The organism is Micromonospora marincola (assembly GCF_056150385.1).
On sequence record NZ_JAXCFT010000029.1, the window covers coordinates 1 to 24,142 of the forward strand.

Sequence of the window (24,142 nt, forward strand, 5' to 3'; positions counted from 1 at the left end):
ATCCGCTGCCTCAAGCGCTACATCATCCGCGAGGTCCACACCGCCCTCCTCGCCGACTACACCGCCCTCACCACCCCTTGACATCCATAGGAGCATCCCCTCCCCCGGCTCACCGATCAAGGAGTCCGCGCCGAAGGCAGCGGACGGTAACGGGCCCCGGAGCATCGCTCCGGGGCCCGTTGGCGGTGCGGGTCAGGCGGCGGGGACCTCCGCCGTGGTCTGGATCCGGTCCAGCGCCGGCGCGGACACCGGCGACTTCTCGGTCAGGTACGCGGTGAGGGCGTCCAGGTCGATCTGGCCGGTCACCGCGTTGGTGCCGCCGGTCAGGACGCTGAAGCCGTCGCCGCCACCGGAGAGGAAGTTGTTCACCGTGACCCGGTAGGTCGCGGTGTCGGTCACCGGGGTGCCGTTGATGGTGAGGCTGCCCCGGACCACCCGGGAGCCGGCGCACGGCGTGGCGACCGGCGCGGTGGTGCCGTCGACGTCGACGACGTAGTGCACGCTCGACGACGCGTAGAGCACCCGGGCCACGGTGAACTGCTGCTCCAGCATGCAGTAGAGCTGCGCCCCGGTCAGATCAAGCGTCACCAGGTTGTTGGCGAACGGCTGGACGGTGAACGCCTCGGCGTAGGTGACCGGGCCGGCGTCGATGTCGGCGCGGACGCCGCCGGGGTTCATGAACGCGGCGACCGCGTTCTGCTCGTTGTCGGTGGCGGCGAGCTGGGAGTCGGCGATCAGGTTGCCCAGCGGCGACTCACCGGTCTGGTAGGTCGGCTTGCCGTTGGCGTCGACCCCGGTCTGGTACAGGTTCTCCTGGGTCTTGGTGATCGCTTCGGTGGTCTCGCCGACCACTCGGTCGGCCACCGGGCCGAGCGCGGTCTTGTACCTGTTGATCAGCTCGGTCGAGGCCGGGTCCTTGGCCACGTCGCGGGTGACCACGACGTTGTTCGCCGACGCGCTGACGACGTCCCGGGTACGCGGGTCGATCTTCAGGTTGATGTCGGTGACCAGGCGACCGAACGAGCTGGCGCTGGTGACCAGCTTGCCGTTGATGTTGCAGTTGTACGCGGCGTGGGTGTGCCCGCTGACGATCACGTCGATGGCCGGGTCCATCCGGTTGGCGATGTCGACGATCGGGCCGCTGAACCCGGTGCAGTCGTTGATGCCGCCGCCGTTCTGCACGCCGCCCTCGTGCAGCAGCACCACGATGCTCTTGACGCCGAGCAGTCGCAGGATCTTGGCGTACTTGTTGGCGGTGTCCGCCTCGTCGGTGAAGCGCAGCCCGGCGACGCCCTGCTGGCTGACGATGTTCGGGGTGCCCTCCAGGGTCATCCCGATGAAGCCGATCGGCACGCCCTTGACGATCTTGACGCCGAACGGCTGCATCAGCGGCAGCCCGGTGGACGTCTTGAACGCGTTCGCGGAGAGGTACTTGAACTTGGCGCCCTTGAACGGGGTGCCGTCGGCGCAGCCGTCCACCGGGTGGCAGCCGCCGCGCTGCATGCGCAGCAGCTCGGTGGCGCCCTCGTCGAACTCGTGGTTGCCGACGCTTGCGAACTCGAGCCCGGCGAGGTTCATCTCCTCGATTGTGGGCTCGTCGTGGAACGCGGCGGAGAGCAGCGGTGAGGCGCCGATCAGGTCGCCGGCGGCGACCGTGACCGTGCCCTTGCCCTGCTTCTGGGCCGCCGCACGCATGGCCTTCAGGTGGCTGGCCAGGTATTCCGCGCCACCGGCGGTCTGACCGTCGATGGTGCCGCTGGACCCGGTCGGGGGCTCCAGGTTGCCGTGGAAGTCGTTGATCGCGAGCAGTTGGACGTCGACCGGCTTCGAGTGGGCCTCGGCCTGGTCGGGGTGGACGGCGACCGCGGTGAACGCGGTCGCGGCGAGTGCGGCCAGGCCGACGGCGGCCCGGCGGCGCATCCCGGGGACGGACATGGAACTCCTCGTGAGATACCGGCGCGTGGTGGCCGGGCGATGGTTCGCCCGGTGGCCCTGATCCGTGCCGTGACAGGGGTCGATCGCGAGGGCGGCACTCGGGGGAACGCCGCTCTGCACGAGGTAGCTTCTCATCCACCGGGCCGCAGGTCGAGCCTAGGACGCCGGCTCCCAGGGACCAGGGAGCCGGCGTCGACGCTCATGTCACGCGGAAAACCTTGCCCTGGCAACCTTCCTCCCCGGAAAAACTCCCGCCGGGCCATCCATCGCGAACCGAACGGTCGATCGCGCCCGACGGTTCGGCATTCGCGGCGGTCTGTCCGAACTCGACCGTGCCACCGGAGGGTGGGTCGGAGATCGGGGCGGCAACAAGCGTACGGAGCGCCGCGCGGGTCCACCGCCCGGCGACGCCCGGCCGGCCCGCCAGGTAGTCGACGGTCCGCGCGACGCCCCAGCCGTGCGCCTCCCGCAACCCGCGCGCCAGCATGCCGAGATAGACCGGGGCCGGTCGGGTCCAGGGCACCTCCACCGCCCGGTGGCCGGCGGTGAAGGTGAGCATCGGCAGGCCGTCGCGGGCGCCGACCCGCAGCAGCGTCTCGTACCGTCCCGGACCGAGCGTGGCCCGGCCGGTCTCGACCGCCGCGAGAATCCCGGCCAGGTCCGCGCCGGGCGGCCGGTACATCTCCTGGGCGGCGATGTCGGCGAACTGCTCGACCGTCACCAGGTAGCCGCGGACCGCCGCACCGCCCGGCAGCTCCGGGTCGAAGAACGCCATGCCGCCGGTCCAGGCCCGGGACTCCCCGGCGAAGTAGACCCCGCCGGGGATCACCGCCGGGACCGTCCGCCGCGGCGGCCGGCAGTCCCGACACCCCGGGTACGCGCGCAGGCCGCCCGGTGGCCGCCCACCACGCAGATACCAGTCGAGCCGGGCCGCGTGCATGTTGGACCCGTACGCGGCGTACCAGAGCAGCGACACCGTGGTTAGAACCAGGAGGTCCGCCCAGCCGCGTGGCTGACCTGGACGGTGTGCGTGACGCAGTCGCCGTCGGTCACCAGGTGCAGCAGGAACGCGGTCGGCTCGGTGACCAGGCCGATCTCATCCTCGTCGGTCATGGTCAGGCTCGCCTGCACCCAGGTGCTGGGCGCGGTGGTCAGCACCGTGCCGGCGAACGCGCTCGTCACCGGCCGGTGCAGGTGGCCCGCGGCGACGCGTACGACATGGGGGTGCCGCCGGAGGACGACGGCGAGCGCGTCCGCGTCGGCGAGCCGGATCGCGTCGGCGGCCGGGATACCCACCGCGACCGGCGGATGGTGCAGGCACACGACGGCGGGCGCCTCCGGCCGGCCGGCGAGGACCCCGTCGAGCCAGTCGAGCTGCTCCTCGCCGAGCCGCCCACCGGAGCCGCCCGGGGTGAGCGAGTCGAGCACCACGAGCGTCGCGTCCGGATGGTCGACGTGGTAGTGCGCGGAGAACCCGCCGGCCAGGTGCGGCGTGCCACCGAACGTGTCGAGCAGCGACTCACGGTCGTCGTGGTTGCCGGTGGCCAGGTGGACCGGCAGCGGGAACCGCCCGACGATCTCGCGGAGGGCGAGGTATTCGTCCGGCCGGCCGTTGCCGGTCAGGTCGCCGGTGATCACCACGCACTCGGGCCGGGGGCGCAGCGCGAGCACCGAGGCGAGCGCCCGGTGCAGCCCGGCCGCCGGCTCGGCGGCGAGCGGGCCGGTGGTCACGTGCGGATCGCTGAGCTGGGCGATGAGCATCGGCGCGCCTCCTCGGGCCCGGGGCCTTCACGGTATCGCCGAGGGCCCGCGCCGCGCAGCCCACAGGCGGCGTCCACAGCCTGTGGATAGCACATGTGTACGAAGGTCGACGGCGGTCCCGCTGAGTACGCTTGATCGCGACCCGACCCCCCTCTCAGCAGGAACAACGTGGATCACGAGCGAGTCCTCCGCGACGTCACGGTGCGCCTCCCCACGGCGTCGACCGTGCCGGAGGCATGCCAGTGGACCGTCGCCGCGCTCGCCCGGCACACCCCGGCCACCGCCACCGTCCTGCTCCGCGTCCACGACCGCCTCCGCTGCGTCGCCGCCACCGGCGCCTGGCAGGTCTTCTCGCACGTGCCGGCCACGGCCGACGGCGCCGCGCCGGCCCGCCACCGGCCCGAACCGTCGGTGGTGCGACGGGTCTACACCTCGGGCGAGACCGCCGCCGTTCCCGACGTCGCCGCCGATCCCGACTATCTCCCGGTCCGCCCGGACGTCACCGCCGAACTCTGCGTGCCGGTACGCGACCCGGCCGGCCACCCGATCGGCGTGCTCGACCTCCAGTGGAGCGGACCGGTCACGCTCGCGCCGTGGCGGGCCACCGCCGAACGACTGGCCGACCGGCTCGGCGCCCGGATCGCGGCGCTCGGCGGCCCGCCGGCCGAGAGCCGCAGCGAGAAGCTGCTCCGGCACGCCGCCGCGTTCACCGCCGCCCCGACCGACTGGGACCTGATGGCCGCCGCGATCGCCGCGGCCCGGGACGTGTCCGCGCTCTCCGCCGCCGTGCTGGTGCTCACCGGCCGCCGTGGACCCCGACTCGGCGCGGCCACCGACACCCCCGGCGAGCTGGAGGCCCGGATCCGGGCCGAGTTGGCCGAGGCCGGCCCGGCCGTGCTCGACAAGATGATCGAGCGCGCGCACCGGTACGGCTCGGCGTACACCCTGGGCGAGGCGGGGCACCCGCCGACCGAGGAATACCTGCCGCTGACCCGGGCCGGCGCGGGCACGCTCGTGGCGGTGCCGGTCGGCGCGCCGTCCGCCGGCGGCGTCCTGCTGGTCGCCGACGAACGACCGCTGCGGCCGGACCCGACCACGGTCAACCTGATCGAGCTGCTGGCCGGGCAGGCGTGGACCTGCCTCGACCGGCTGCGCACCCTGGCGCGGCTACGCGAGCAGGCCAGCTCCGACCCGCTCACCGGGCTCCGGCACACCGGGCCGTTCGGGCGGCGGATCGCCAGCGCCACGCCGGGGCGTACCGCCCTGCTGGCGATCGACGTGGACGGGTTCAAGGACGTCAACGACACGTACGGCCACCAGGCCGGCGACCGGTTGCTGGTGGGGCTGGCCCGGGCGCTTGAGGGCGCGCTGCGGCAGGGCGACGAACTGTACCGGACCGGCGGCGACGAGTTCGTCGCGGTGATCGAGGTGAGCCATCCGCAGGAGGCGGTCGGGATCGCCGAGCGGCTCACCGAGGCGGCCCGCCGCACCGGCCGCACGATAAGCGTCGGCGTCGCGCTGCCCCGCCAGGGCGAAACCCCCGACCGCACCCTGCACCGAGCCGACCAGGCCCTCTACGCGGTGAAGCGCCGAGGCCGGGACGGCGTCCACCTCTCCGCCGCCTAGCCCCGCCGAGTGGGGTGGGTGGGTCAGCGGGTTAGCTCCTTGGCCAGGAGTTCGGCTATCTGGGCGGTGTTCAGGGCGGCGCCCTTGCGGAGGTTGTCGCCCGTCACGAAGAGATCGAGGGCGCGGGGGTCGTCCACCGCGCGGCGGATCCGCCCGACCCAGGACGGGTCGGTGCCGACCGCGTCGATCGGCATCGGGAACTCACCTGCGGCGGGGTCGTCGACCAGGATCACGCCCGGCGCGTTGCGCAGCGCCTGGCGGGCGCCCTCGGCGTCCACCTCGGTGGCGAAGACCGCGTGCACGGCGACCGAGTGGCCGGTCACCACAGGCACCCGTACGCAGGTGGCGGAGACCTTCAGGTCGGGCAGGCCGAGGATCTTGCGCGACTCGTTGCGCAGCTTCAGCTCCTCGGTGGACCAGCCGCCGTCTCCGAGCGAGCCCGTCCAGGGCACCACGTTGAGCGCCAGCGGCGCCGGGAACGGGCCCAGCTCGTCGCCGACCGCCTGGCGCACGTCGCCGGCGCGGGAGCCCAGCACCCGGTCCCCGGCGATCTTGCCGAGCTGGAGGTGCAGCGCGTCCACCCCGGCCTGCCCCGCGCCGGAGGCCGCCTGGTAGGAGGCGAGGACCAGCTCGCGCAGGCCGTACTCGCGGTGCAGCGGGGCGATCGCCACGATCATCGCCAGGGTGGTGCAGTTGGCGTTGGCGACGATGCCCCGGGGCCGGTCGCGCACCTGCTCGGGGTTGATCTCGGGGACCACGAGCGGCACGTCCCGGTCCATCCGGAACGCGCCCGAGTTGTCCACCACCACCGCGCCGCGCGCCACCGCGACCGGCGCCCACTCGGCCGAGACGTCGTCGGGCACGTCGAACATCGCCACGTCGACGCCGTCGAACGCGTCGGCGGTGAGGGCCCGCACGGTCAGTTCCTCGCCCCGGCACGGTACCCGCCGGCCCACCGAGCGCTCCGAGGCGAGCAGCCGGATCTCGCCCCACACGTTGCGACGGGACGAGAGGATCTGGCACATCACCGTGCCGACGGCACCTGTCGCCCCGACCACGGCGAGGGTGGGCAGCGACGCCATCGGCGTTACCGCCCGGTGCCGGCGTAGACGACGGCTTCGGTGTCACCACCCAGCTCGAAGGCGTCGTGGATGGCCTTGACCGCCTTGTCCAGGTCGGTGTCCCGGCAGACCACGGAGACCCGGATCTCCGAGGTGGAGATCATTTCGATGTTCACGCCTGCGGTGCCGAGCGCGGCGAAGAAGCCGGCGGCGACGCCCGGGTGCGAACGCATGCCGGCACCGATCAGGGAGACCTTGCCGACGTGGTCGTCGTAGAGCAGGCCCTTGAACTTGACCGGCTCCTGGATCTTGCTGAGCGCGGCCATCGCGGTCGGGCCGTCGGCCTTGGGCAGCGTGAACGAGATGTCGGTGCGGCCGGTGCCCTCGGTCGACACGTTCTGCACGATCATGTCGATGTTGATCTCGGCGCCGGCCACGGTGTCGAAGATCCGCGCGGCGGCGCCCGGCTCGTCGGGCACCCCGACGATGGTGATCTTCGCTTCGCTGCGGTCGTGGGCGACGCCGGTGATCAGTGCCTGTTCCACGGGAAGGTCCTCCATCGATCCGGTGACCATCGTGCCGGTGTTGGTCGAGTATGACGAACGGACGTGGATCGGCAACCCCGCGCGCCGGGCGTACTCCACGGCGCGCAGGTGCAGCACCTTCGCGCCGCAGGCGGCCAGCTCCAGCGTCTCCTCGTAGGTGATCCGCTCGATGTGCCGGGCGTTCGGCACGATCCGCGGGTCGGCGGTGAAGATCCCGTCCACGTCGGTGTAGATCTCGCAGACATCCGCGTGGAGCGCGGCGGCGAGCGCCACCGCGGTGGTGTCCGAGCCGCCCCGACCGAGGGTGGTGACGTCCTTGGTGTCCTGCGAGACGCCCTGGAAACCGGCGACGATGACCACCGCGCCCTCGTCGAGCGCGCCCTTGAGCCGCCCCGGGGTCACGTCGATGATCCGGGCCCGGCCGTGCACCGAGGTGGTGATCACGCCGGCCTGCGAACCGGTGAACGAGCGGGCTTCGTACCCCAGGTTGTGGATGGCCATGGCGAGCAGCGCCATGGAGATCCGCTCCCCGGCGGTGAGCAGCATGTCCAGCTCGCGGCCCGGCGGCAGCGGACTGACCTGGTTGGCCAGGTCGAGCAACTCGTCGGTGGTGTCGCCCATCGCGGAGACCACCACGACGACGTCGTCACCCGCCTTGCGGGCCGCCACGATGCGCTCGGCCACCCGCTTGATCCGCTCGGCGTTGGCGACGGAGGACCCGCCGTACTTCTGCACCACGAGTGCCACGACGGTGCGCTCCCCTCACAGTGACGGCCCTGAGCGTGCCGACGCCGCCGGGTTTCTCGGTCCGGCGGCGCGTGTCAGACCTCCTCAGGGTATCGGGCGGGTCACGCCGCCGGGTCCCGTGATCCCACCATCCGGCCCGGGGGTGGGGCGGCTCACCAGCCCCGGGGGCCACAGGGGCCGCAAACGGTACAGCCGTACGGTGGGCTGACCCGGGGGTCGCGACGTCGCAGAATGACCTGGTGCACGCTCATCGACACGCGGCCGGCCGGCTGGCCGGCCTGCTCGCGCTCACTCTGCCGGCGCTGCTGGCCGCCTGCGTCGCCGACCGGCGGGAGGCGTCGCCGACCGGCGCCCCCGATCCGGTGTCGGCGCCTGTCGACGCCGCCCGCGACGAGCTGGCCGGGCTGGCCGCCGCCGCCCAGGACCGGCACCTCACCGCCACGTACGCCTTCGCGCCGCCCGGCGGCGTCTCCCGACCGGTCGCGGTGACAAGCGCGAACGACGGAAGCTGGCGGGTCGACGTGCCCGGTTGGGGGCGGGACGGCACGGTGGACGTCTCGCTCGCCGGCACCTCGGACGGCCTGTTCCAGTGCGCCCTGCCCTCGACCGGGTGGACGCAGCCGGCCGGCTGCGTCCGCCTCGGCGACGCCGACGACGCGATGCCCGGCCGGCTGGACCCGCGGGTGCAGCACCCGTTCACCGACTGGCTGGAGGTGCTCACCGACCGGCGCGCACCGCTCGTCGTCTCGCTCGCCACGCCGCCGGCCGGCGTCACCGGGCGGTGCTACGCGGTCGACTCCACCACCGCCTCGCTGAACGCCCCGCTGGACGTGGGCGTCTACTGCTTCGCCGACGACGGCACACCGGTGGCGGTCCGCGCCGCCCTCGGTGCCCTCACCCTCACCGGCGAGCCGGGCCCGGCTCCGGCGACGATCGAGCTGGCGGGCGCGGTGACCGAGGGCGAGCCGGTGGGCCGGGACACGCCCACGCCCGACCCGTCGTAGCCCTATGTCCGGTTACGGGTGTCATTGACCACATTCTCGTCACCCGATTTGCGTGCTCGAAACGGGCATCGCGGACGATATGACCATGACCGACCTGACCCCGCTGCTCGCCTTCCGCTGGAGCCCCCGCGCGTTCGACCCGGACGCGGAGCTGACCGCCGACGAGGTGGCCACCCTGCTGGAGGCGGCCCGCTGGGCGCCCTCGGCCGGCAACGCCCAGCCGTGGCGGTTCGCGCTCGGGCACCGGCAGGACGAAACCTGGAAGCGGATCCTCGTCGGCCTGCCCGAAGCCGACCAGGGCTGGGCGCGGCACGCCGCCGCCCTGCTGCTCGCCGCGCACGCCGGCGGCGAACCGGAGCGGACCGCGTACGACCTGGGTCAGGCGGTCGCCCACCTCACCGTGCAGGCCACCGCGCTCGGCCTGCACGTACGCCAGCTCACCCGGCTCGACCGCGCCCGCCTCGCCGCCGAACTTGACCTGCCCGACGACGTCCGGCCGCTTGTGGTGGTCGCGGTCGGCCGCCTCGGCGACCCGGCCACGCTCCCGCCGGACCTGTACGCCCGGGAGACCGCGCTCCGCCGCCGCCGGCCCCTGCCCGCCCTGCTGCTCCGCTGACCGTCCGAGGACGCGGCCGGTGAAGTTGGTCCCACAGTCCGGACCGGCCTTCCCACCGCCCGTCCCAACACGTAGGGTGACACTGACATGTGGCGGGCCTATCTTCTCCTTGGCTGCCGCGACGAGGCCTGACCGGCCGGCACCTCGTCGCGGAGTTGAACCGCGCCGTCCAGCAATCCGAACTTCTCCTCGGCACCGCCGCGCACCGTCGCCCGGCACCCCGCCGACACCTTCCGATCTGCTGACGCCACATGTTCCCAGGGAGCAATCCGAGATGGCTCAACCTGTCACCGACACCGATCCGTTCGCCCGGCAGCGCCCCAGCCGGATGCCGGTCCACCGTTACCTCCCGTACGACGAGCAGTTCCGGGTCGAACTGCCGGATCGTGCCTGGCCGACCCGTCGCGTCGAGGCCGCGCCCCGCTGGTGCGCCGTCGACCTCCGCGACGGCAACCAGGCGCTCATCGACCCGATGTCCCCCGAACGCAAGCGCCGGATGTTCCACCTGCTCGTGCAGATGGGCTACAAGGAGATCGAGGTCGGTTTCCCGTCGGCCAGTCAGACCGACTTCGACTTCGTCCGCCAGCTCATCGAGCAGGACCTGATCCCGGAGGACGTCACCATCCAGGTGCTGACCCAGTGCCGGGAGCACCTGATCGAGCGGACCTTCGAGTCGCTGCGCGGCGCCCGCCGGGCCATCGTGCACTTCTACAACTCGACCTCCACGCTCCAGCGCCGGGTCGTCTTCGGCCTGGACCGCGACGGCATCACCGACATCGCCACCCAGGGCGCCCGGCTCTGCCAGAAGTACGCCGAGATCCACACCCCGGACACCGACATCCACTACGAGTACTCGCCGGAGTCCTACACGGGCACCGAGCTGGACTACGCGCTCGAGGTGTGCGCGGCGGTGATCGAGGTCGTCGACCCCACCCCGGACCGGAAGCTGATCGTCAACCTGCCGGCCACGGTCGAGATGGCGACGCCGAACGTCTACGCCGACTCGATCGAGTGGATGCACCGGCACCTGCCCCGGCGGGGCAGCCTGGCGCTGAGCCTGCACCCGCACAACGACCGGGGCACCGGCGTGGCCGCCGCCGAGCTGGGCCTGCTCGCCGGCGCCGACCGGATCGAGGGCTGCCTGTTCGGCAACGGCGAGCGCACCGGCAACGTCGACCTGGTCACGCTGGGCCTGAACCTGTTCTCCCAGGGCATCGACCCGATGATCGACTTCTCGAACATCGACGAGATCCGGCGCGCGGTCGAATACTGCAACCAACTGCCGGTGCACGAGCGCCACCCGTACGCCGGCGACCTGGTCTACACCGCGTTCTCCGGCTCCCACCAGGACGCCATCAACAAGGGCTTCGCCGCGCTGCACGCCGACGCGGCGGCGGCCGGCGTGCCTGTCGACGAGTTCACCTGGGCGGTGCCCTACCTGCCGATCGACCCGAAGGACCTGGGCCGCACCTACGAGGCGGTCATCCGGGTCAACTCGCAGTCCGGCAAGGGCGGCGTCGCGTACATCATGAAGTCCGAGCACCAGCTCGACCTGCCGCGCCGCCTCCAGATCGAGTTCTCCGGCGTGGTGCAGAGCGTCACCGACCACGACGGCGGCGAGGTCGACCCGGGCACCATGTGGGAGATCTTCGCCCGCAACTACCTGGTCGACCACCAGGTCGACCCGGCGGTCACGCTTGCCAGCTACACCATCGGCACCGTCGACGGCAAGGTCGAGATCGACGCCCGCGTCGGCTTCGGCGGCGTCGTCCGGCCGCTCACCTCGGTCGGCAACGGCCCGATCGACGCGTACGTCAACGCGCTCCAGTCGCTGGGCGTGGCGGTACGGGTGCTCGACTACCACGAGCACGCGCTCTCCTCCGGCGGGGACGCGCAAGCCGCCGCGTACGTGGAGTGCGAGGTGGACGGCCGGACGGTGTGGGGTGTCGGGGTGGACGCCAACATCGTCACCGCCTCGATCAAGGCGGTAACGAGCGCCGTAAACCGCACCCGCTGAGGTGAAAGGCGGGGGCCCTTCTTAACGCTTTACGCATAGGAAGGGGCCCCGCTTAACACCCCGCACCTCCCCGCGAGCCCTGCCGTGTTAAGAAGGGCCCCTTCCTCTACCGAATGCGTTAAGAAGGGCCCCCGCCTTACTTCCGGGGGCGGTGGATGAGCACGACGGCGAGCAGGGCGCCCGCGAGCAGCAGGCCCGCGCACCACGCCAACGCTCCCCGGTAGGCGTGCGCCAACGCGCCCTTCTGCTCGTACCCGGTGCCGGAGAGCCCGACCAGCAGCGGCAGCGCCGCCACCGCGAGCAGGCCGCCGGCCCGGGAGGCGGCGTTGTTGAAGCCGCTCGCCACCCCGGCGAACCGGTCCGACACGGCGCCGAGCACCGACGTGGTGAGCGGCGCGACCACAAGGGTCAGCCCGGCGCCGAACAGCACCACGCCGGGCAGCACGTCCGTCCAGTAGGAAGCGCCCGGGCCGACCCGGCGCAGCAGCAGCAGGCCCGCCGCGGCGATGACCGGGCCGACGGTGAGCGGCAGCCGGGGGCCGATCCGGGCGGAGAGCGCGCCGGCCCGCGGCGAGCCGACAAGCAGCAGCACCGTCATCGGCACCGTGGCCAACCCAGTGAGCAGCGCCGACCAGCCGACCACGTTCTGCAGGTAGACGGCGAGGAAGAAGGTGAACCCGCCGAGCGCCGCGTACACCACCACGGTGAACACGTTGAGCACGGAGAAGAGCCGGCTGCCGAACAGCGCGGTGGGCAGCATCGCGGTGTCGCCACGTCGCCGCTCGACGAGCACGAAGACCACCACGGCGACCACTCCGACGACCGCCGCGGCGAGCACGATCGGGGAGGCGCCGTGCGCCGGGGCGTCGATAAGCGCGTACGTGACGCCGCCGAGCGCCAGCGCGCCGAGCAACGCGCCGGGCACGTCGAACCCGTGCCCTCCGCCGGTACGCGAGACCGTCTCGTCGCGACTCTCCGGCACCCAGCGCATCGCGGCGAGCACCACGCCCACGGCCAGCGGCAGGTTGACGAAGAAGATCCACCGCCAGGAGAGCGTGTCGATCAGCCAGCCGCCGACGAGCGGCCCGAGCGCGGTGGACACGCCGGAGAGGCCGGACCAGGTGCCGATCGCCCGGCCCCGGTCGTCCGGGTGGAAGCTGGCCTGGAGGACGGAGAGCGAACCGGGGGTGAGCAACGCCCCACCCGCGCCCTGGAGGAACCGGGCGGCGATGAGCCAGCCGGTGTCCTGGGCCAGTCCGCAGAGCACCGACGCGACCGCGAACCAGACCACCCCGAGCAGGAAGATCCGGCGCCTGCCGAACCGGTCGCCGAGCGCGCCGCCGAGCAGCACGAACGCGGCAAGCATCAGCAGGTAGCCGTTCACGGTCCATTGCAGACCCGACACGGTGGCGTCCAGTTCCGCGCCGAGGCGCGGCAGCGCGACGTTGACCACGGTGCTGTCCAGGAAGACCATGCCGGAGGCGAGGATCGCGGCGAGCAGCGTGCCGCGTCCGGCGGCAGTGCCGGTACGCAGCGCGGGAGCGGCGGGAGAGGTCACGGTTGTCCACTCTGCCCGGGTTGCCGCGTCGACGCCACGAATCACAGAAACCGCCGCCGGGTACTGTGCGGACTCGCCCGGAGCACGCAAGCTGGAGAGGTGTCGTCTGTGCGTACGAGATCAGGATTTCGAGCCGGGCTGACCGCCGCGCTCAGCGCGGTGCTCGCCCTCGGCGCGGCCGGCTGTGACCCCGCGGTCACCGAGCCGGACGCGCCGCCGAGTGCCTCGGGGAACGTGAACCAGCAGCTCGGCGAGCTGACCGTGGCCACTGCCGCGTCGATGAAGGGTTACAGCCGTTCCCGGTTCCCGCACTGGCGGGACACCGGCAAGAACTGTGACGTGCGGGACAGCGTCCTCCAGCAGGACGGTGAGGGCATCAAGCTCTCCGGCTGCAACGTGGTCGGTGGGCGCTGGGAGAGCGTGTACGACGGGGTGGCGCTCACCGACCCGTCGGACGTGGACATCGACCACACCGTGCCGCTGGCGAACGCCTGGCGCTCCGGCGCGGACGAGTGGGACGACTCGAAGCGCGGCGACTTCGCCAACGACCTGACCCGACCGCAGCTCATCGCGGTTTCCGCGCGCTCCAACCGGTCAAAGGGTGACCAGGACCCGTCCCAGTGGAAGCCGACGAACCGGTCGTACTGGTGCCAGTACGCGGCGGACTGGGTAACGGTCAAGCACTACTGGCGGCTGACGGTGACGAGTGCCGAGAAGGCCGCCCTCACCGACATGCTGGAGGGCTGCACATGGGCGAGCAAGCCGTGACCGGGGCGGGTGGCACACCGGCCCCGGATCCGACGCCGGACACCACCGCCGGGGAACCCCCGGCGGCCGGCGGTGACCCGACCCCGGCCGGTCCGGCCTCGGCGGGGATGACCGCGGACGGCCGGCAGCCGGCACCCGCCGACGTCTCCGGGGCGGGCATGTCCGCCGACGCGGCACCTGGTGCGCCGCCTGGCCCGGCGCCGGGTGGTCCCGCATCCCGCGCCACCGACATCACCGCCGGTCCGGGCGGGGTGATGACCGACGAGGCCGGCGTGGTGACAGGCGAGTTGACGTTGCGTACCGAGCACGCCGACGGCCGGGTGACGCTGCGGGTGCAGTACAAGGACGCCGACGAGTGGTACGTGGTCACCGGCGGCACCGCGCCGCTTGCCGAGCCGGCCGCGCTGGACGCGGTGCACACGGTCGCGGTGGGTCTGCTGAACCGCCCCGAGGGTTGATCCGAGGCGACGCGTCGGCCCCGGTGCGGGGCCGACGCGTCCTCGTGTCACGGGGTCGGGATGAGTTCGCCCGTGTCGCCCGGCGCCGCGCCGTCGTCCGGCCGGACCAGCTCCGGCTCCACCTCGTGCGGCCGGATCCGGCCGGCCGCGATGTCCTCGGCGTAGTGGCAGGCGACCCGGTGCCCGTCGAGCACCTCGCGCAGCGCGGGCCGCTCGTCGACGCACCGGGTGGGCTGGGCCCACGGGCAGCGGGTGTGGAACCGGCAGCCGGCCGGCGGGTTCGCCGGTGACGGCAGGTCGCCGGCGAGCAGGATCCGCTCCCGCCGGTCCTCGACCTGCGGGTCGGGCACCGGCACCGCCGACATGAGCGCCCTGGTGTAGGGGTGCATCGGCTCCCGGTAGAGGTCGTCGCTCGACGCCTCCTCCACCAGACCGCCGAGGTACATCACCCCGACCGTGTCGGCGATGTGCCGGACCACCGCCAGGTCGTGCGCGATGATCAGGTACGTGAGGCCGCGCTCCTGCTGCAGGTCGTCGAGCAGGTTGAGCACCTGGGCCTGGATGGACACGTCGAGCGCGGACACCGGTTCGTCGGCGACGATCAGGTCCGGCTCGAGCACCAGCGCCCGGGCGATGCCGATGCGCTGGCGCTGGCCGCCGGAGAACTCGTGCGGATACTTGCTGAGCGCCGAGGCGGGCAGGCCGACCGCGGCGAGCGCCTCCCGCAGCCGCCTGCCGACGGCCGCCCTGTCCTTCGCCAGGCCGTGCGCCTTGAGGCCCTCGACGAGCAGCGACTCCACCGACTGCCGGGGGTCGAGGCTGGACAGCGGGTCCTGGAAGATCATCTGGATGCGGCGGCGGATCCGGCGCATCGGCTCGTCCTTGAGCGCGCGGAGGTCGGTGCCGTCGAAGACGATCTCGCCGTCGGTCGGCTCGACAAGCCGCAGCAGGCCCCGGCCCAGGGTGGACTTGCCGCAGCCCGACTCACCCACCAGCCCGTACGTCTCGCCCTTGTTGATGGAGAGCGATACCCCGTCGACGGCGTAGACGTGCCCGATGGTCCGGTCGAAGAGCACACCGCTCTTGATCGGGAAGTGGACCTTGACGTCGCGCAGTTCGACGAGGGGTCCGGTCCGCTCGGTCGACTCGGTCACGGGACCGCCACCTCCTCGGAAACGGGGTTGTTGCAGCGCAGGTCGCCGCCGTTCGCGGTGGGTTCCAGTGGGGGCGTCCCGTCGAGGCAGGCGTCCACCACGTTGTCGCACCGGGGCGCGAACGCGCAGCCCTCCGCCCACGGGATGTTGTCTGCCACCGAGCCACGGATGGCGTGCAGCGGCTCGCCCCGGGGCGAGTCGAGCCTCGGCACGGAGCTGAGCAGCCCGTGCGTGTACGGGTGCCGCGGCCGGGCGAACAGCTCGTGCCGGGCCGCCCGCTCCACGATCTTGCCGCCGTAGAGCACGTTCACCGTGTCGCAGAGGCCGGCCACCACGCCCAGGTCGTGCGTGATCATGATCAGCGCGGTGCCGGTCTCGTCGACGAGCTGCTTGAGCAGCGTGAGGATCTGCGCCTGGATGGTCACGTCAAGCGCGGTGGTCGGCTCGTCGGCGATCAGCAGCCGCGGCTTGCAGGCGAGCGCGATGGCGATCAGGGCGCGCTGCCGCATGCCGCCGGAGATCTGGTGCGGGTATTCCTTGAGCCGCCGCGTCGGGTCCGGGATTCCTACCGCGTCGAGCAGCTCCCGGGCCTCCTTCAGCGCCACCTTGCGGTCCATGCCGCGGTGCCGTTCGAGCACCTCGGCCACCTGGGTGCCGATCGGGATGACCGGGTTCAGCGAGGACAGCGGGTCCTGGAAGATCATGCCGATGTCCCGGCCGCGCCGGTCCCGCAGGTCCTCCGGACGCAGCTTCAGCAGGTCGGCCCCGTCGAAGTTCACCTCGCCGGTGACCTTGTTGCCGCGCTTCGGCAGCAGGCCCATGATCGCCAGGCTGGTGACGCTCTTGCCGCAGCCGGACTCGCCGACCAGGCCGACCGTCTGTCCCGGCTCCACGCTGAAGCTGACCTCGTCGACGGCGGTGAACGGGCGCTCACCGCGGCGCTGGAACACGACGCTCAGGTCGCGTACGTCGAGCAGGCTCATCGGGTCACTTCCTCACCGTGCTGGTCATGGGTCCACACCGCCGTCACCGCCGGCTCTTCGGGTCGATGGCCTCGCGCATGCCCTCGCCCAGCAGGGTGAAGCCGAGCGCGACCACGATGATCGCGACGGCCGGGAAGTAGGCCAGCTCCGGCCGGACCTCGAAGTAGCGCTGACCGTCCACACCAAGCATCAGGCCCCACTCCGCGCGGTTGATGTCGGGGTCACCGAGGCCGAGGAAGGACAGTGACGCGGCTTCCAGGATCGCGGTGGAGAGGGTGAGCGTCGCCTGCACGATCACCGCGGTCATCGCGTTCGGGAGCATGTGCCGCAGCACGATCGCCCCGCGCTTGACGCCGAGCGCGCGGGCGGCAAGCACATGGTCGCTCTCCCGTTGGGCGAGCATCGAACCGCGCAACAGCCGGGCGAAAATAGGCACGTTGACGATGGCGACCGCGAGGATGACCGTCCACTGGCTGGACCGGCTGGCCATGGCCACCAGGCTGATCGCCAGCAGCAGCGCCGGCAGGGCCAGCATCACGTCGGTGAAGCGCATCAGGATGTTGTCGACCCAACCGCCGAACGCGCCCGCGAGCGCGCCCACAAGCACGCCCAGGGCCAGCCCGATCAGCGTGGCGAGCACGCCGACGAACAGGGTCTGCCGGCTGCCGTGGATCATCCGGGACAGGAAGTCCCGGCCGAGCGGGTCGGAGCCGAGCGGGAACTCGCTGCTCGCGCCGGGAATGTTGTCGACGGTGAGGTTCTTCGTCAGCTCGTCGAACCGCTGCGCCGGGTCGTGCGGGGCGAGCAACGGCGCGAAGATCGCCACCAGGACGAAGAGCGCCACGATGGACGCGCCGACCATCGCGGTCGGGTTGCGGCGCAGCCGGCGGAACGCGTCCCGGACCAGGCTCACGCCACCCTTGTCGGCGGTGGCCTGGGCCAACTGCTCCAGCCGGGCGCGCTTGCGCTCGCCGAGCCGGTCCAGGCCGCGGGGCAGGGTGCCCTCCGGCTTCTCCGTGACGGCCGACGGGTCCACGCTCTCGCGCTGGGCGCCCACGGTGGGCTGGATGATCGGATCGCTCATCGCACACGCACCCTCGGGTCGATGAAGGCGTAGGAGAGGTCGACCAGGAGGTTGACCAACACGAAGACCAGCGCGGCCAGCAGGATCAGCGCCTGGAGCACCGGGTAGTCACGGCCGCCGCTGATCGAGTCGTAGATGAGCGTGCCGAGACCGCCCCAGTTGTAGACCCGCTCGGTGAGCACGGCGCCGGAGAGCAACGCGCCGGTCTGCAGGCCGATGGTGGTGACCACCGGCAGCAGGCCGTTACGCAGGATGTGCCGGCCCCGGATGGTCCTGTGTCGCAGTCCCTTCGCCTCGGCGGTGCGGACGTAGTCCTCGTTGAGCACGTCGAGCACGCTGGCCCGGGTGATCCGGACGATTACCGCGAGCGGGATGGTCGCAAGCGTGAGCGCCGGCAGGATCAGGTGCCACAGCGCGTCGCCGGTGGCGTCGAACTCCCGGGTGAGCAGACCGTCAAGCACGAAGAAGCCGGTGACGTCTGTGTTGTCCACCCCGGTGCTGATCCGGCCGGACGGCGGGAACAGGTGCATGTTCTGGGTGAAGACGTCCTTGAGCAGATAGCCCAGGAAGAAGATCGGGATCGAGATGCCGAGCAGGGTGCCGCCGATGCTCAGGTTGTCGAGCAGCCGGCCGCGGTGCCGGGCGGCGAGGTAGCCGAGCGGCACACCGAGCCCGATCGCGATGATCATGGCGGCGGCGGCCAGCTCGACGGTGGCCGGGAAGGCGCGGCCGATCACCTCGGTGACCGGGTCGCCGCTCCGGATCGAGTTGCCGAAGTCGCCGGTCAGCAGCCGTTGCATGAATTTCGCGTACTGCACCAGGACGGGCTGGTCGTAGCCGAGGGCCTTGATCAGCAGGGCCCGCCGCTCCGGCGTGGCCCGCTCACCGAGCAGCGCCTCGACCGGGCCGCCGGGAAGGTTCCGCAGCCAGATGAAGACAAGCGCGGACAGCCCTATCAGGGTCACCACCAGCTGCAGCAGGCGGCGAACTATGACTCGCAACATCTCTCACACACCAGATTCTCGTTGAACAGCGGGTCGGCCCGGGCCGGGAGAGAGAGCCCGGCCCGGGCCGATTCCGCGTGTCGCGTCAGCGGTGGGTAACGCCTCAGCCGACGCTTACGGTGTTGAAGCGCTCGTCGGTGAGCGGGCTGGCGACGAGACCCTTGACGTCCTTGGTGACCACGATGGCCGGCGGGGCGTGCCACACCGGCACGGCCGGCAGCCACTTGGCGGCGATGTCGCGGTTGACCTGCTCCCAGGCGGCCTTCTTGCCGGCCTCGTCGACCGTGCCGTCGGCCTTGGTGATGGCGTCGAACATCTCGGTCATCCCCTTGTCACCGAACTCGACCTTCTCGCGGCCGAAGAACGTGCCGACGAAGTTGCCCGGGTCGTTGTAGTCACCGGTCCAGCCGAGCAGGTGCAGGTCGTGCTTGCCGAACTGCTGCACGTCGTCCTTGTAGCCACCGTTCCACGGGCGGGCCACACCGTTGACCTTGATGCCGACGGCCTGCAGGTCGTTGGCGAGCACGGTGAAGATCTCCTGCGGGTTCGGCATGTACGGCCGGGAGACGTCAGTCGGGTAGTAGAAGTTGAGCGACAGGTTCTCCGCGCCCGCCTCCTTCAGCAACTGCTTGGCCTTGTCCGGGTTGTACTCGTACTTCTGCACGTCCTGCGCGTAACCCAGCACGGTGTCCGGCATGAACTCGTCGGCGACCTTGGTGCCACCCGGGCCCTTGGTCTGGACCAGTTGCTCACGGTTGAGGGCGTAGGCGATGGCCTGCCGGACCTTCAGGTCCTTCAGCTTCGGGTTCTTCTGGTTGAAGCCGAGGTAGAGGATGTTGAACGCCGGGCGGTCGAGCACCTGGAAGTTCTCACCCGCCAGCGCCTTCCGGTCGGCCGGGGCCGGGAAGTCGATGCCCTGGACGGTGCCCGCCCGCAGCTCCTGCTTACGGGTGTTCTCGTCCTTGATGACCTTGATGACGAGCTTGTCGACCTTGGCCTTCTCGCCCCAGTAGTCGGCGTTGCGCTCCAGGGTGATCTCGCCCTTGGCCTTGTCCCAGCCCACGTACTTGAACGGGCCGGTGCCGACCGGGTGCTCGTTGGCGAACGCGCTGTACTCGAACGAGTCGCCGTTCTGCTTGACCGTGTCGGCGTCGTACTTCTTCAGCGCGTCCGGGCTGGCGATCGACAGCGCGGTCAGCGCGAAGGCGCCCGGGAAGGCGCCCTTGTACTTGTTCATCGTGACGACGGCGGTGCCGTCGTCAGTCGCCTCACACTTGTTGTAGACCGGGTCGCCGACGCCCTCGGCCTCGTTCTTGGCGAAGCCGCCGAAGGTGTCCGAGTAGTAGATCATCTGCGACTGGGCGGCGGCGCCCTTCATGTTGAACCAGCGGTCGAAGTTGAAGCAGACCGCGGCGGCGTTGAAGTCGGTGCCGTCGTGGAACTTCACGCCCTTGCGGAGCTTGAAGGTCCAGACCTTGCCGTCCGGGTCGTGCTCCCAGCTCTCCGCCAGGGCACCCTGCAGCTCGGCGGTGCCGGGCTTGTTCTGCACGAGGGTGTCGTACATCTGGCGGATCGGCCGGAACGACTCACCGTCGTCGTTGAAGATCGGGTCGAAGTTCTTCGGGTCCCCGGCGCCGGCGAAGACGAAGGTGCCGCCGGTCTTGGCGTCCCCTCCCCCGTCTTCGCGATCGCTCTTGGCGCAGCCGGACGCACCGACCGCCAGGGCGGCCACGGCCGCGAGGGCCACGGCCGTTTTCAGCCTGCTCGCCTGCATCTCTCACCTCTGTCATGCGCATGTATTCACGCCGAGCTGTGACTCAGTCCGTGAGCGGGAGGTTATGGCATGTCACATAGAAGTGGAAAGAGCGCCGGGCAATCGCTATCAAGCCGACACCTTCCGAGACCGCCTCGCACCATGGCCTGGCGGTGGGCACACCACCCACCACCAGGCCACAGGCTCAGACCGCCCGGCGCCCCTCGAAGGCGCGACCAAGCGTGATCTCGTCGGCGTACTCCAGGTCGCCGCCGACCGGCAGGCCGCTGGCCAGCCGGGTCACCGCGATCCCCATCGGCTTGACCATCAGCGCCAGATAGGTGGCGGTCGCCTCGCCCTCGGTGTTCGGGTCGGTGGCGAGGATCAGCTCACGGACCTCGCCGCCGCCCAGCCGGGTCATCAGCTCACGGATCCGCAGGTTGTCCGGGCCGATGCCCTCCAGCGGATTGATCGCGCCGCCGAGCACGTGGTAGCGCCCGCGGAACTCGCCGGTCCGCTCGATCGCCACCACGTCCTTCGGCTCCTCGACCACACAGAGCACCTCATCGGTACGCCGCGGGTCGCGGCAGATCCGGCACTGCTCGGACTCGGCCACGTTGTAACAGGTCGTGCAGAACCGCACCAGGTCCTTGACCTTGCGCAGCGCGCCGGCCAGCCGGTTGACGTCGGCCGGATCGGCCGACAGGACGTGGAACGCGATCCGCTGGGCGCTCTTCGGGCCCACGCCCGGCAGCCGCCCCAGCTCGTCGATCAGGTCCTGGATGGCACCCTCGTACATCTGCCGGCTCAGAAACCGGGCAGGCCGAGGCCGCCCATCCCGCCCGCGACCGGGCCCATCTTCTTCTCGGTCAGCTCCCGGGCCGCCTCGGCGGCGTTGTGCACGGCCGCGACGACCAGGTCCTCCAGGGTCTCCACGTCCTCCGGGTCGACCGCCTTCGGGTCGATCTTGATCGCCTTCAGCTCACCGGTGCCGGCGACGGTGGCGGTGACCAGGCCACCGCCCGCGGTGCCGGTCAGCTCCGCCTCGGCCAACTCGGCCTGGGCGTTGGCGATCTGCTGCTGCATCTTCTGCGCCTGCTTCAGCATCTGCTGCATGTTCGGCTGTCCACCTGGGCGCACGGACCGCTCCTTCTCGCACTCGTCTGCTCGGCCGCGCCCAGCCTAGTCGGGGCACGGCACCGCTGTTTCGAGGTCGACGCGCGCTCAGCGCGCGTCGACCTCGTTGATCGTCTCGGCCCCGAACGCCTCGCGCAGCAGCGCCACCGCCTGTTCCTCGCTGGACTGCCGGGCGGTCCGCTCGTCGATCACCTCGTCCAACGGCTCGTCACCCGGGTCGAAGCCCTCGTAGGCGGGGGCCGTCGGGGGCGCGGCGCGCTGGCCGGGCCGGATCGGCCCGTCGAAGTCCGGGTCGTAGGGCGGCTCACCGGCCCACTCGGCATCCGCGGCCGGTCGGCCCGGCGACGCCGAGCGTGGGCCCTTGCCCGACCCACTACCCGCCGCGGCAGCGGCTGCCCGGGCCGCCGCGATCGCGCTGTTCCGCGGCCCGCCGCCGGCACCCTTCGCGGGCGGCGGAGGCGTGGCCGCAGGTCCGGCCGGCCTGGGTACGGCGGGAGCCGCCGTCGCGGTGGCCGTGGCCCCGCCCGGACGGGCTGCCTCCGGCCAGTCCTCGGCGCCGGCCGAACGCACCGCCGCGCCGGTGCCACCCGAGCGGGCCGCCGGCTCCGGCCGGTCCGCCGCGTTCGCCTCGCCGCCGGGACGAGCGGCCTCCGGCCAGTCCTCGTCGTCGGTGGCGGCCGGCGCGGTCGGACTCGCCGGCACGTCACCGGCCGGCCGGGTGCCGGGCCGTCGCGCCGAGCCGTTCGCGCTCTCGCCCGCACCGGCCCGGCCGGCACCGGCAGCGGGCGGCGCGTTCCGACCCGGCCTGGCACCGGAGGCGGCCCCGGGGCCGCCGCCACCGGCCGGACGATCGGCACCGGGCGAGCCGGTCACATCGCCGGGACCGGAGGCCGGGCTGTCGGGACCGGTGGCCGGACGGGCCGGGGCGGACGGGCGGACCGGGCCGCCGAGCGAGGCGCCACCCCGCTCGCCGGCCACCTCACAGCGGATCTGCCAGCGCCCGCCGAACTCCTCGTAGAGCGCCTCGGCCAGGACCGAGGTCTGCGCGGCCATCATCTGGGCGAGCACCGGCGACTTGACGGTCAGCACCAGGGTCTCGCCGTCCACGTCGCGGACCACCGCGTCCCGCATCAGCGCGGCGGCCGGCTTCTTGATCCGGTTGACCTTGGCCACGATGTCCGACCACACCCGCCGCACCGCGACCGCGTCCAGCGCGCCGGGCCCGGCGGATCCGGGGCGGGGCGGCTCGGGGGTCGCCGGGTCGGGCATCACCGCCGAGGCCGGAACGGGTCGTCCGACCGGCGCTCCCGAGGCGGGTCGGTCACCCACCGGGCCACCGGGCGCAGCGCCGGAGTCGGCCGGACCGCCGGCCGTGCCGGAGCCGACCGGACCGGCGTTCGGGCCACCGGTGTCCGGGCCACCGGTGTCCGGGGTGCCGGTGGGCGGGGCGCCGGTGGGCGAGGCGCCGGTGGGCGAGGCGCCGGTGGGCGAGGCGGAACGGGAGCCGGCCGCCAGAGCGGCGGCGCGGGCGGCGGCGGCGCCGGTCGGGGCATCGGCAGCCGCCGGCGTGCCGGCGGTCTCCGGGTGGATCGCGGCGGCAGCCGCGCCCGGGGCGGAAGCCGCCGGGCGTACCTCCGGGGTGGGCCCGGCGTGCGCGACCGGCGGTGACTCGGCGCCGCCGAGGGTGAGCCGGCGCTCCATCCGCTCCAGGCGCTGGAGCAGGCCGCCGGACGAGTCGTCGACCCCGGGCAGGAGCATCCGGGCGCAGATCAGCTCCAGCAGCAGCCGGGGCGCGGTGGTGCCGCGCATCTCCACCAGGCCGTTGTGCACGATGTCCGCGCAGCGGGACAGGGTGGCCGGGCCGAGCCGCTGGGCCTGGGCGGCCATCCGTTCGATCTGGTCGGCCGGGCCGTCGATGAGGCCCTTGGCCGCGGCATCAGGCACCTGCTGGAGCACGATCAGGTCGCGGAGGCGTTCCAGCAGGTCGGAGGCGAACCGGCGCGGGTCGTGGCCGGCCTCGGCGACCCGGTCGACGGTGGCGTACGTGGCCGCGCCGTCCCCGGCGGCCAGCGCGTCGCACATCTCGTCGATGAGCGCGGCGTCGGTGACGCCGAGCAGCGCGGCGGCCCGGGCGTAGCCGACCCCCTCCGGCCCGGCGCCGGCGATGAGCTGGTCGAGCACGGAGAGGCTGTCCCGCATGCTGCCGCCACCGGCGCGCACCACAAGCGGGAAGACCGCCGGTTCGACCCTGACGCCCTCGGCCTCGGTCAGCTGCTCCAGGTACGGTCGGACCACCTTCGGCGGATACAGCCGGAACGGGTAGTGGTGGGTCCGCGACCTGATGGTGCCGAGGACCTTCTCCGGCTCGGTGGTGGCGAAGATGAACTTGACGTATTCCGGGGGTTCCTCGACCAGCTTGAGCAGGGCGTTGAAGCCCTGCGTCGAGACCATGTGCGCCTCGTCGATGATGTAGATCTTGAAGCGGCTGCGGGCCGGCGCGAAAAACGCCTTCTCACGCAGCTCGCGGGCGTCGTCGACGCCGCCGTGGCTGGCCGCGTCGATCTCGATGACGTCGATCGACCCGCCGCCGTCGGGGGCCAGCCCGCGACACGAGTCGCACTGCCCGCACGGCTCGGGGGTGGGGCCCTGCTCGCAGTTGAGCGAACGGGCCAGGATCCGGGCGCTTGAGGTCTTGCCGCAGCCGCGGGGGCCGGAGAAGAGGTACGCGTGGTTCAGCCGGCCGCTGCGCAGCGCCTGCGACAGCGGCTCGGTGACCTGCTCCTGGCCGATCATCTCGGCGAACGTACGGGGCCGGTACTTGCGGTAAAGGGCCAGTGCCACCCGTCCCGCCTCCTCTCGACCGAGCCATTCTGCGCCGGTCGGCCGCCGGTGACCACCCACCACCGGCGAGCCTCGACCCACGGCGACGTT

20 protein-coding genes are annotated in these 24,142 nt (G+C 72.1%); 6 read left to right on the top strand and 14 right to left on the bottom strand.

Annotation, left to right across the window (positions count from 1 at the left end):
* Nucleotides 1-192 precede the first annotated feature (192 nt).
* The 3 genes from SM450_RS29950 to SM450_RS29960 all read right to left on the bottom strand — a co-directional run bounded on the left by SM450_RS29950 (nt 193) and on the right by SM450_RS29960 (nt 3,696).
* Nucleotides 193-1,935, bottom strand: a complete 1,743-nt coding sequence (locus SM450_RS29950) for a bifunctional metallophosphatase/5'-nucleotidase (protein ID WP_474623140.1) — start codon at nt 1,933-1,935, stop codon at nt 193-195.
* 199 nt (nt 1,936-2,134) lie between these two features.
* The gene (locus tag SM450_RS29955) at nt 2,135-2,911 is read right to left on the bottom strand and encodes a histone deacetylase (protein ID WP_474623141.1); all 777 of its coding nucleotides are present in this window, start codon (nt 2,909-2,911) and stop codon (nt 2,135-2,137) included.
* Between the two features lie 5 nt (nt 2,912-2,916).
* Nucleotides 2,917-3,696, bottom strand: coding sequence for a phosphodiesterase (locus SM450_RS29960; RefSeq protein ID WP_474623142.1), 780 nt, complete (start codon nt 3,694-3,696; stop codon nt 2,917-2,919).
* 168 nt (nt 3,697-3,864) lie between these two features.
* Between SM450_RS29960 and SM450_RS29965 the strand changes: the two genes are divergently transcribed.
* Nucleotides 3,865-5,322 (top strand): sensor domain-containing diguanylate cyclase, encoded by a 1,458-nt coding sequence (locus SM450_RS29965; RefSeq protein ID WP_474623143.1) that lies wholly within the window; start codon nt 3,865-3,867, stop codon nt 5,320-5,322.
* Nucleotides 5,323-5,345: 23 nt separating this feature from the next.
* On the opposite strand, the gene SM450_RS29970 is transcribed toward SM450_RS29965, so the two are convergent.
* Together SM450_RS29970 and SM450_RS29975 are read right to left on the bottom strand one after the other, a co-directional pair.
* Nucleotides 5,346-6,404, bottom strand: a complete 1,059-nt coding sequence (locus SM450_RS29970; protein WP_474623144.1) for an aspartate-semialdehyde dehydrogenase — start codon at nt 6,402-6,404, stop codon at nt 5,346-5,348.
* 5 nt (nt 6,405-6,409) lie between these two features.
* Nucleotides 6,410-7,675 (bottom strand): aspartate kinase, encoded by a 1,266-nt coding sequence (locus tag SM450_RS29975; protein ID WP_474623145.1) that lies wholly within the window; start codon nt 7,673-7,675, stop codon nt 6,410-6,412.
* Nucleotides 7,676-7,914: 239 nt separating this feature from the next.
* Between SM450_RS29975 and SM450_RS29980 the strand changes: the two genes are divergently transcribed.
* The 3 genes from SM450_RS29980 (at nt 7,915) to leuA (ending at nt 11,312) form a co-directional block, all read left to right on the top strand.
* Nucleotides 7,915-8,679, top strand: coding sequence for a hypothetical protein (locus SM450_RS29980; protein ID WP_474623146.1), 765 nt, complete (start codon nt 7,915-7,917; stop codon nt 8,677-8,679).
* An 85-nt stretch (nt 8,680-8,764) separates the two neighbouring features.
* Nucleotides 8,765-9,295, top strand: a complete 531-nt coding sequence (locus SM450_RS29985; RefSeq protein ID WP_474623147.1) for a nitroreductase family protein — start codon at nt 8,765-8,767, stop codon at nt 9,293-9,295.
* Nucleotides 9,296-9,569: 274 nt separating this feature from the next.
* Nucleotides 9,570-11,312 carry a 2-isopropylmalate synthase gene (gene leuA, locus SM450_RS29990; RefSeq protein WP_474623148.1) on the top strand — a complete coding sequence of 581 codons (1,743 nt, stop codon included), beginning with the start codon at nt 9,570-9,572 and terminating at the stop codon, nt 11,310-11,312.
* 136 nt (nt 11,313-11,448) lie between these two features.
* On the opposite strand, the gene SM450_RS29995 is transcribed toward leuA, so the two are convergent.
* On the bottom strand, nt 11,449-12,870 hold the full coding sequence (locus tag SM450_RS29995) for an MFS transporter (RefSeq protein ID WP_474623149.1): 1,422 nt from the start codon (nt 12,868-12,870) through the stop codon (nt 11,449-11,451).
* A 108-nt stretch (nt 12,871-12,978) separates the two neighbouring features.
* On the opposite strand from SM450_RS29995, the gene SM450_RS30000 reads away from it, so the two are divergent.
* Complete coding sequence (locus SM450_RS30000) at nt 12,979-13,638, top strand: HNH endonuclease family protein (RefSeq protein ID WP_474623150.1); 660 nt, start codon at nt 12,979-12,981, stop codon at nt 13,636-13,638.
* Nucleotides 13,620-14,096, top strand: a complete 477-nt coding sequence (locus SM450_RS30005) for a hypothetical protein (protein WP_474623151.1) — start codon at nt 13,620-13,622, stop codon at nt 14,094-14,096. Before SM450_RS30000 ends, SM450_RS30005 begins: the two co-directional genes overlap by 19 nt.
* A 47-nt stretch (nt 14,097-14,143) precedes the next feature.
* Here SM450_RS30005 and SM450_RS30010 read toward each other — a convergent pair whose 3' ends face one another.
* From SM450_RS30010 to SM450_RS30045, 8 genes are all read right to left on the bottom strand, one after another.
* Nucleotides 14,144-15,250 carry an ABC transporter ATP-binding protein gene (locus tag SM450_RS30010; protein ID WP_474623152.1) on the bottom strand — a complete coding sequence of 369 codons (1,107 nt, stop codon included), beginning with the start codon at nt 15,248-15,250 and terminating at the stop codon, nt 14,144-14,146.
* Nucleotides 15,247-16,233 (bottom strand): ABC transporter ATP-binding protein, encoded by a 987-nt coding sequence (locus SM450_RS30015; protein ID WP_474623153.1) that lies wholly within the window; start codon nt 16,231-16,233, stop codon nt 15,247-15,249. Before SM450_RS30015 ends, SM450_RS30010 begins: the two co-directional genes overlap by 4 nt.
* Nucleotides 16,234-16,276: 43 nt before the next feature.
* Nucleotides 16,277-17,317 carry an ABC transporter permease gene (locus SM450_RS30020; RefSeq protein ID WP_474623154.1) on the bottom strand — a complete coding sequence of 347 codons (1,041 nt, stop codon included), beginning with the start codon at nt 17,315-17,317 and terminating at the stop codon, nt 16,277-16,279.
* Nucleotides 17,314-18,321: an ABC transporter permease gene (locus SM450_RS30025; RefSeq protein WP_281586169.1), complete on the bottom strand. Its 1,008-nt coding sequence runs from the start codon at nt 18,319-18,321 to the stop codon at nt 17,314-17,316. The genes SM450_RS30020 and SM450_RS30025 overlap by 4 nt, the downstream gene beginning before the upstream one ends.
* Nucleotides 18,322-18,424: 103 nt before the next feature.
* Entirely contained in the window at nt 18,425-20,095 is a 1,671-nt protein-coding gene (locus SM450_RS30030; RefSeq protein WP_474623155.1) for an ABC transporter substrate-binding protein, read from the bottom strand.
* Between the two features lie 184 nt (nt 20,096-20,279).
* On the bottom strand, nt 20,280-20,873 hold the full coding sequence (gene recR, locus SM450_RS30035) for a recombination mediator RecR (RefSeq protein WP_013289050.1): 594 nt from the start codon (nt 20,871-20,873) through the stop codon (nt 20,280-20,282).
* Nucleotides 20,874-20,881: 8 nt separating this feature from the next.
* Nucleotides 20,882-21,190: a YbaB/EbfC family nucleoid-associated protein gene (locus tag SM450_RS30040; protein ID WP_269694699.1), complete on the bottom strand. Its 309-nt coding sequence runs from the start codon at nt 21,188-21,190 to the stop codon at nt 20,882-20,884.
* A gap of 108 nt (nt 21,191-21,298) precedes the next feature.
* A complete protein-coding gene (locus tag SM450_RS30045; RefSeq protein WP_474623156.1) occupies nt 21,299-24,052 on the bottom strand; it encodes a DNA polymerase III subunit gamma and tau in 2,754 nt (917 codons plus the stop codon).
* Nucleotides 24,053-24,142 lie beyond the last annotated feature (90 nt).

Coding starts and splice junctions, on each gene's coding strand:
- SM450_RS29970 (WP_474623144.1), bottom strand. CDS start 6,404: ATGGCGTCGCTGCCCACCCTCGCCGTGGTCGGGGCGACAGGTGCCGTC.
- leuA (WP_474623148.1), top strand. CDS start 9,570: ATGGCTCAACCTGTCACCGACACCGATCCGTTCGCCCGGCAGCGCCCC.
- SM450_RS29985 (WP_474623147.1), top strand. CDS start 8,765: ATGACCGACCTGACCCCGCTGCTCGCCTTCCGCTGGAGCCCCCGCGCG.
- SM450_RS30020 (WP_474623154.1), bottom strand. CDS start 17,317: ATGAGCGATCCGATCATCCAGCCCACCGTGGGCGCCCAGCGCGAGAGC.
- SM450_RS29950 (WP_474623140.1), bottom strand. CDS start 1,935: ATGTCCGTCCCCGGGATGCGCCGCCGGGCCGCCGTCGGCCTGGCCGCA.
- SM450_RS29960 (WP_474623142.1), bottom strand. CDS start 3,696: ATGCTCATCGCCCAGCTCAGCGATCCGCACGTGACCACCGGCCCGCTC.
- SM450_RS30025 (WP_281586169.1), bottom strand. CDS start 18,321: ATGTTGCGAGTCATAGTTCGCCGCCTGCTGCAGCTGGTGGTGACCCTG.
- SM450_RS30030 (WP_474623155.1), bottom strand. CDS start 20,095: ATGCAGGCGAGCAGGCTGAAAACGGCCGTGGCCCTCGCGGCCGTGGCC.
- recR (WP_013289050.1), bottom strand. CDS start 20,873: ATGTACGAGGGTGCCATCCAGGACCTGATCGACGAGCTGGGGCGGCTG.
- SM450_RS30040 (WP_269694699.1), bottom strand. CDS start 21,190: ATGCAGCAGATGCTGAAGCAGGCGCAGAAGATGCAGCAGCAGATCGCC.
- SM450_RS30015 (WP_474623153.1), bottom strand. CDS start 16,233: ATGAGCCTGCTCGACGTACGCGACCTGAGCGTCGTGTTCCAGCGCCGC.
- SM450_RS30005 (WP_474623151.1), top strand. CDS start 13,620: ATGGGCGAGCAAGCCGTGACCGGGGCGGGTGGCACACCGGCCCCGGAT.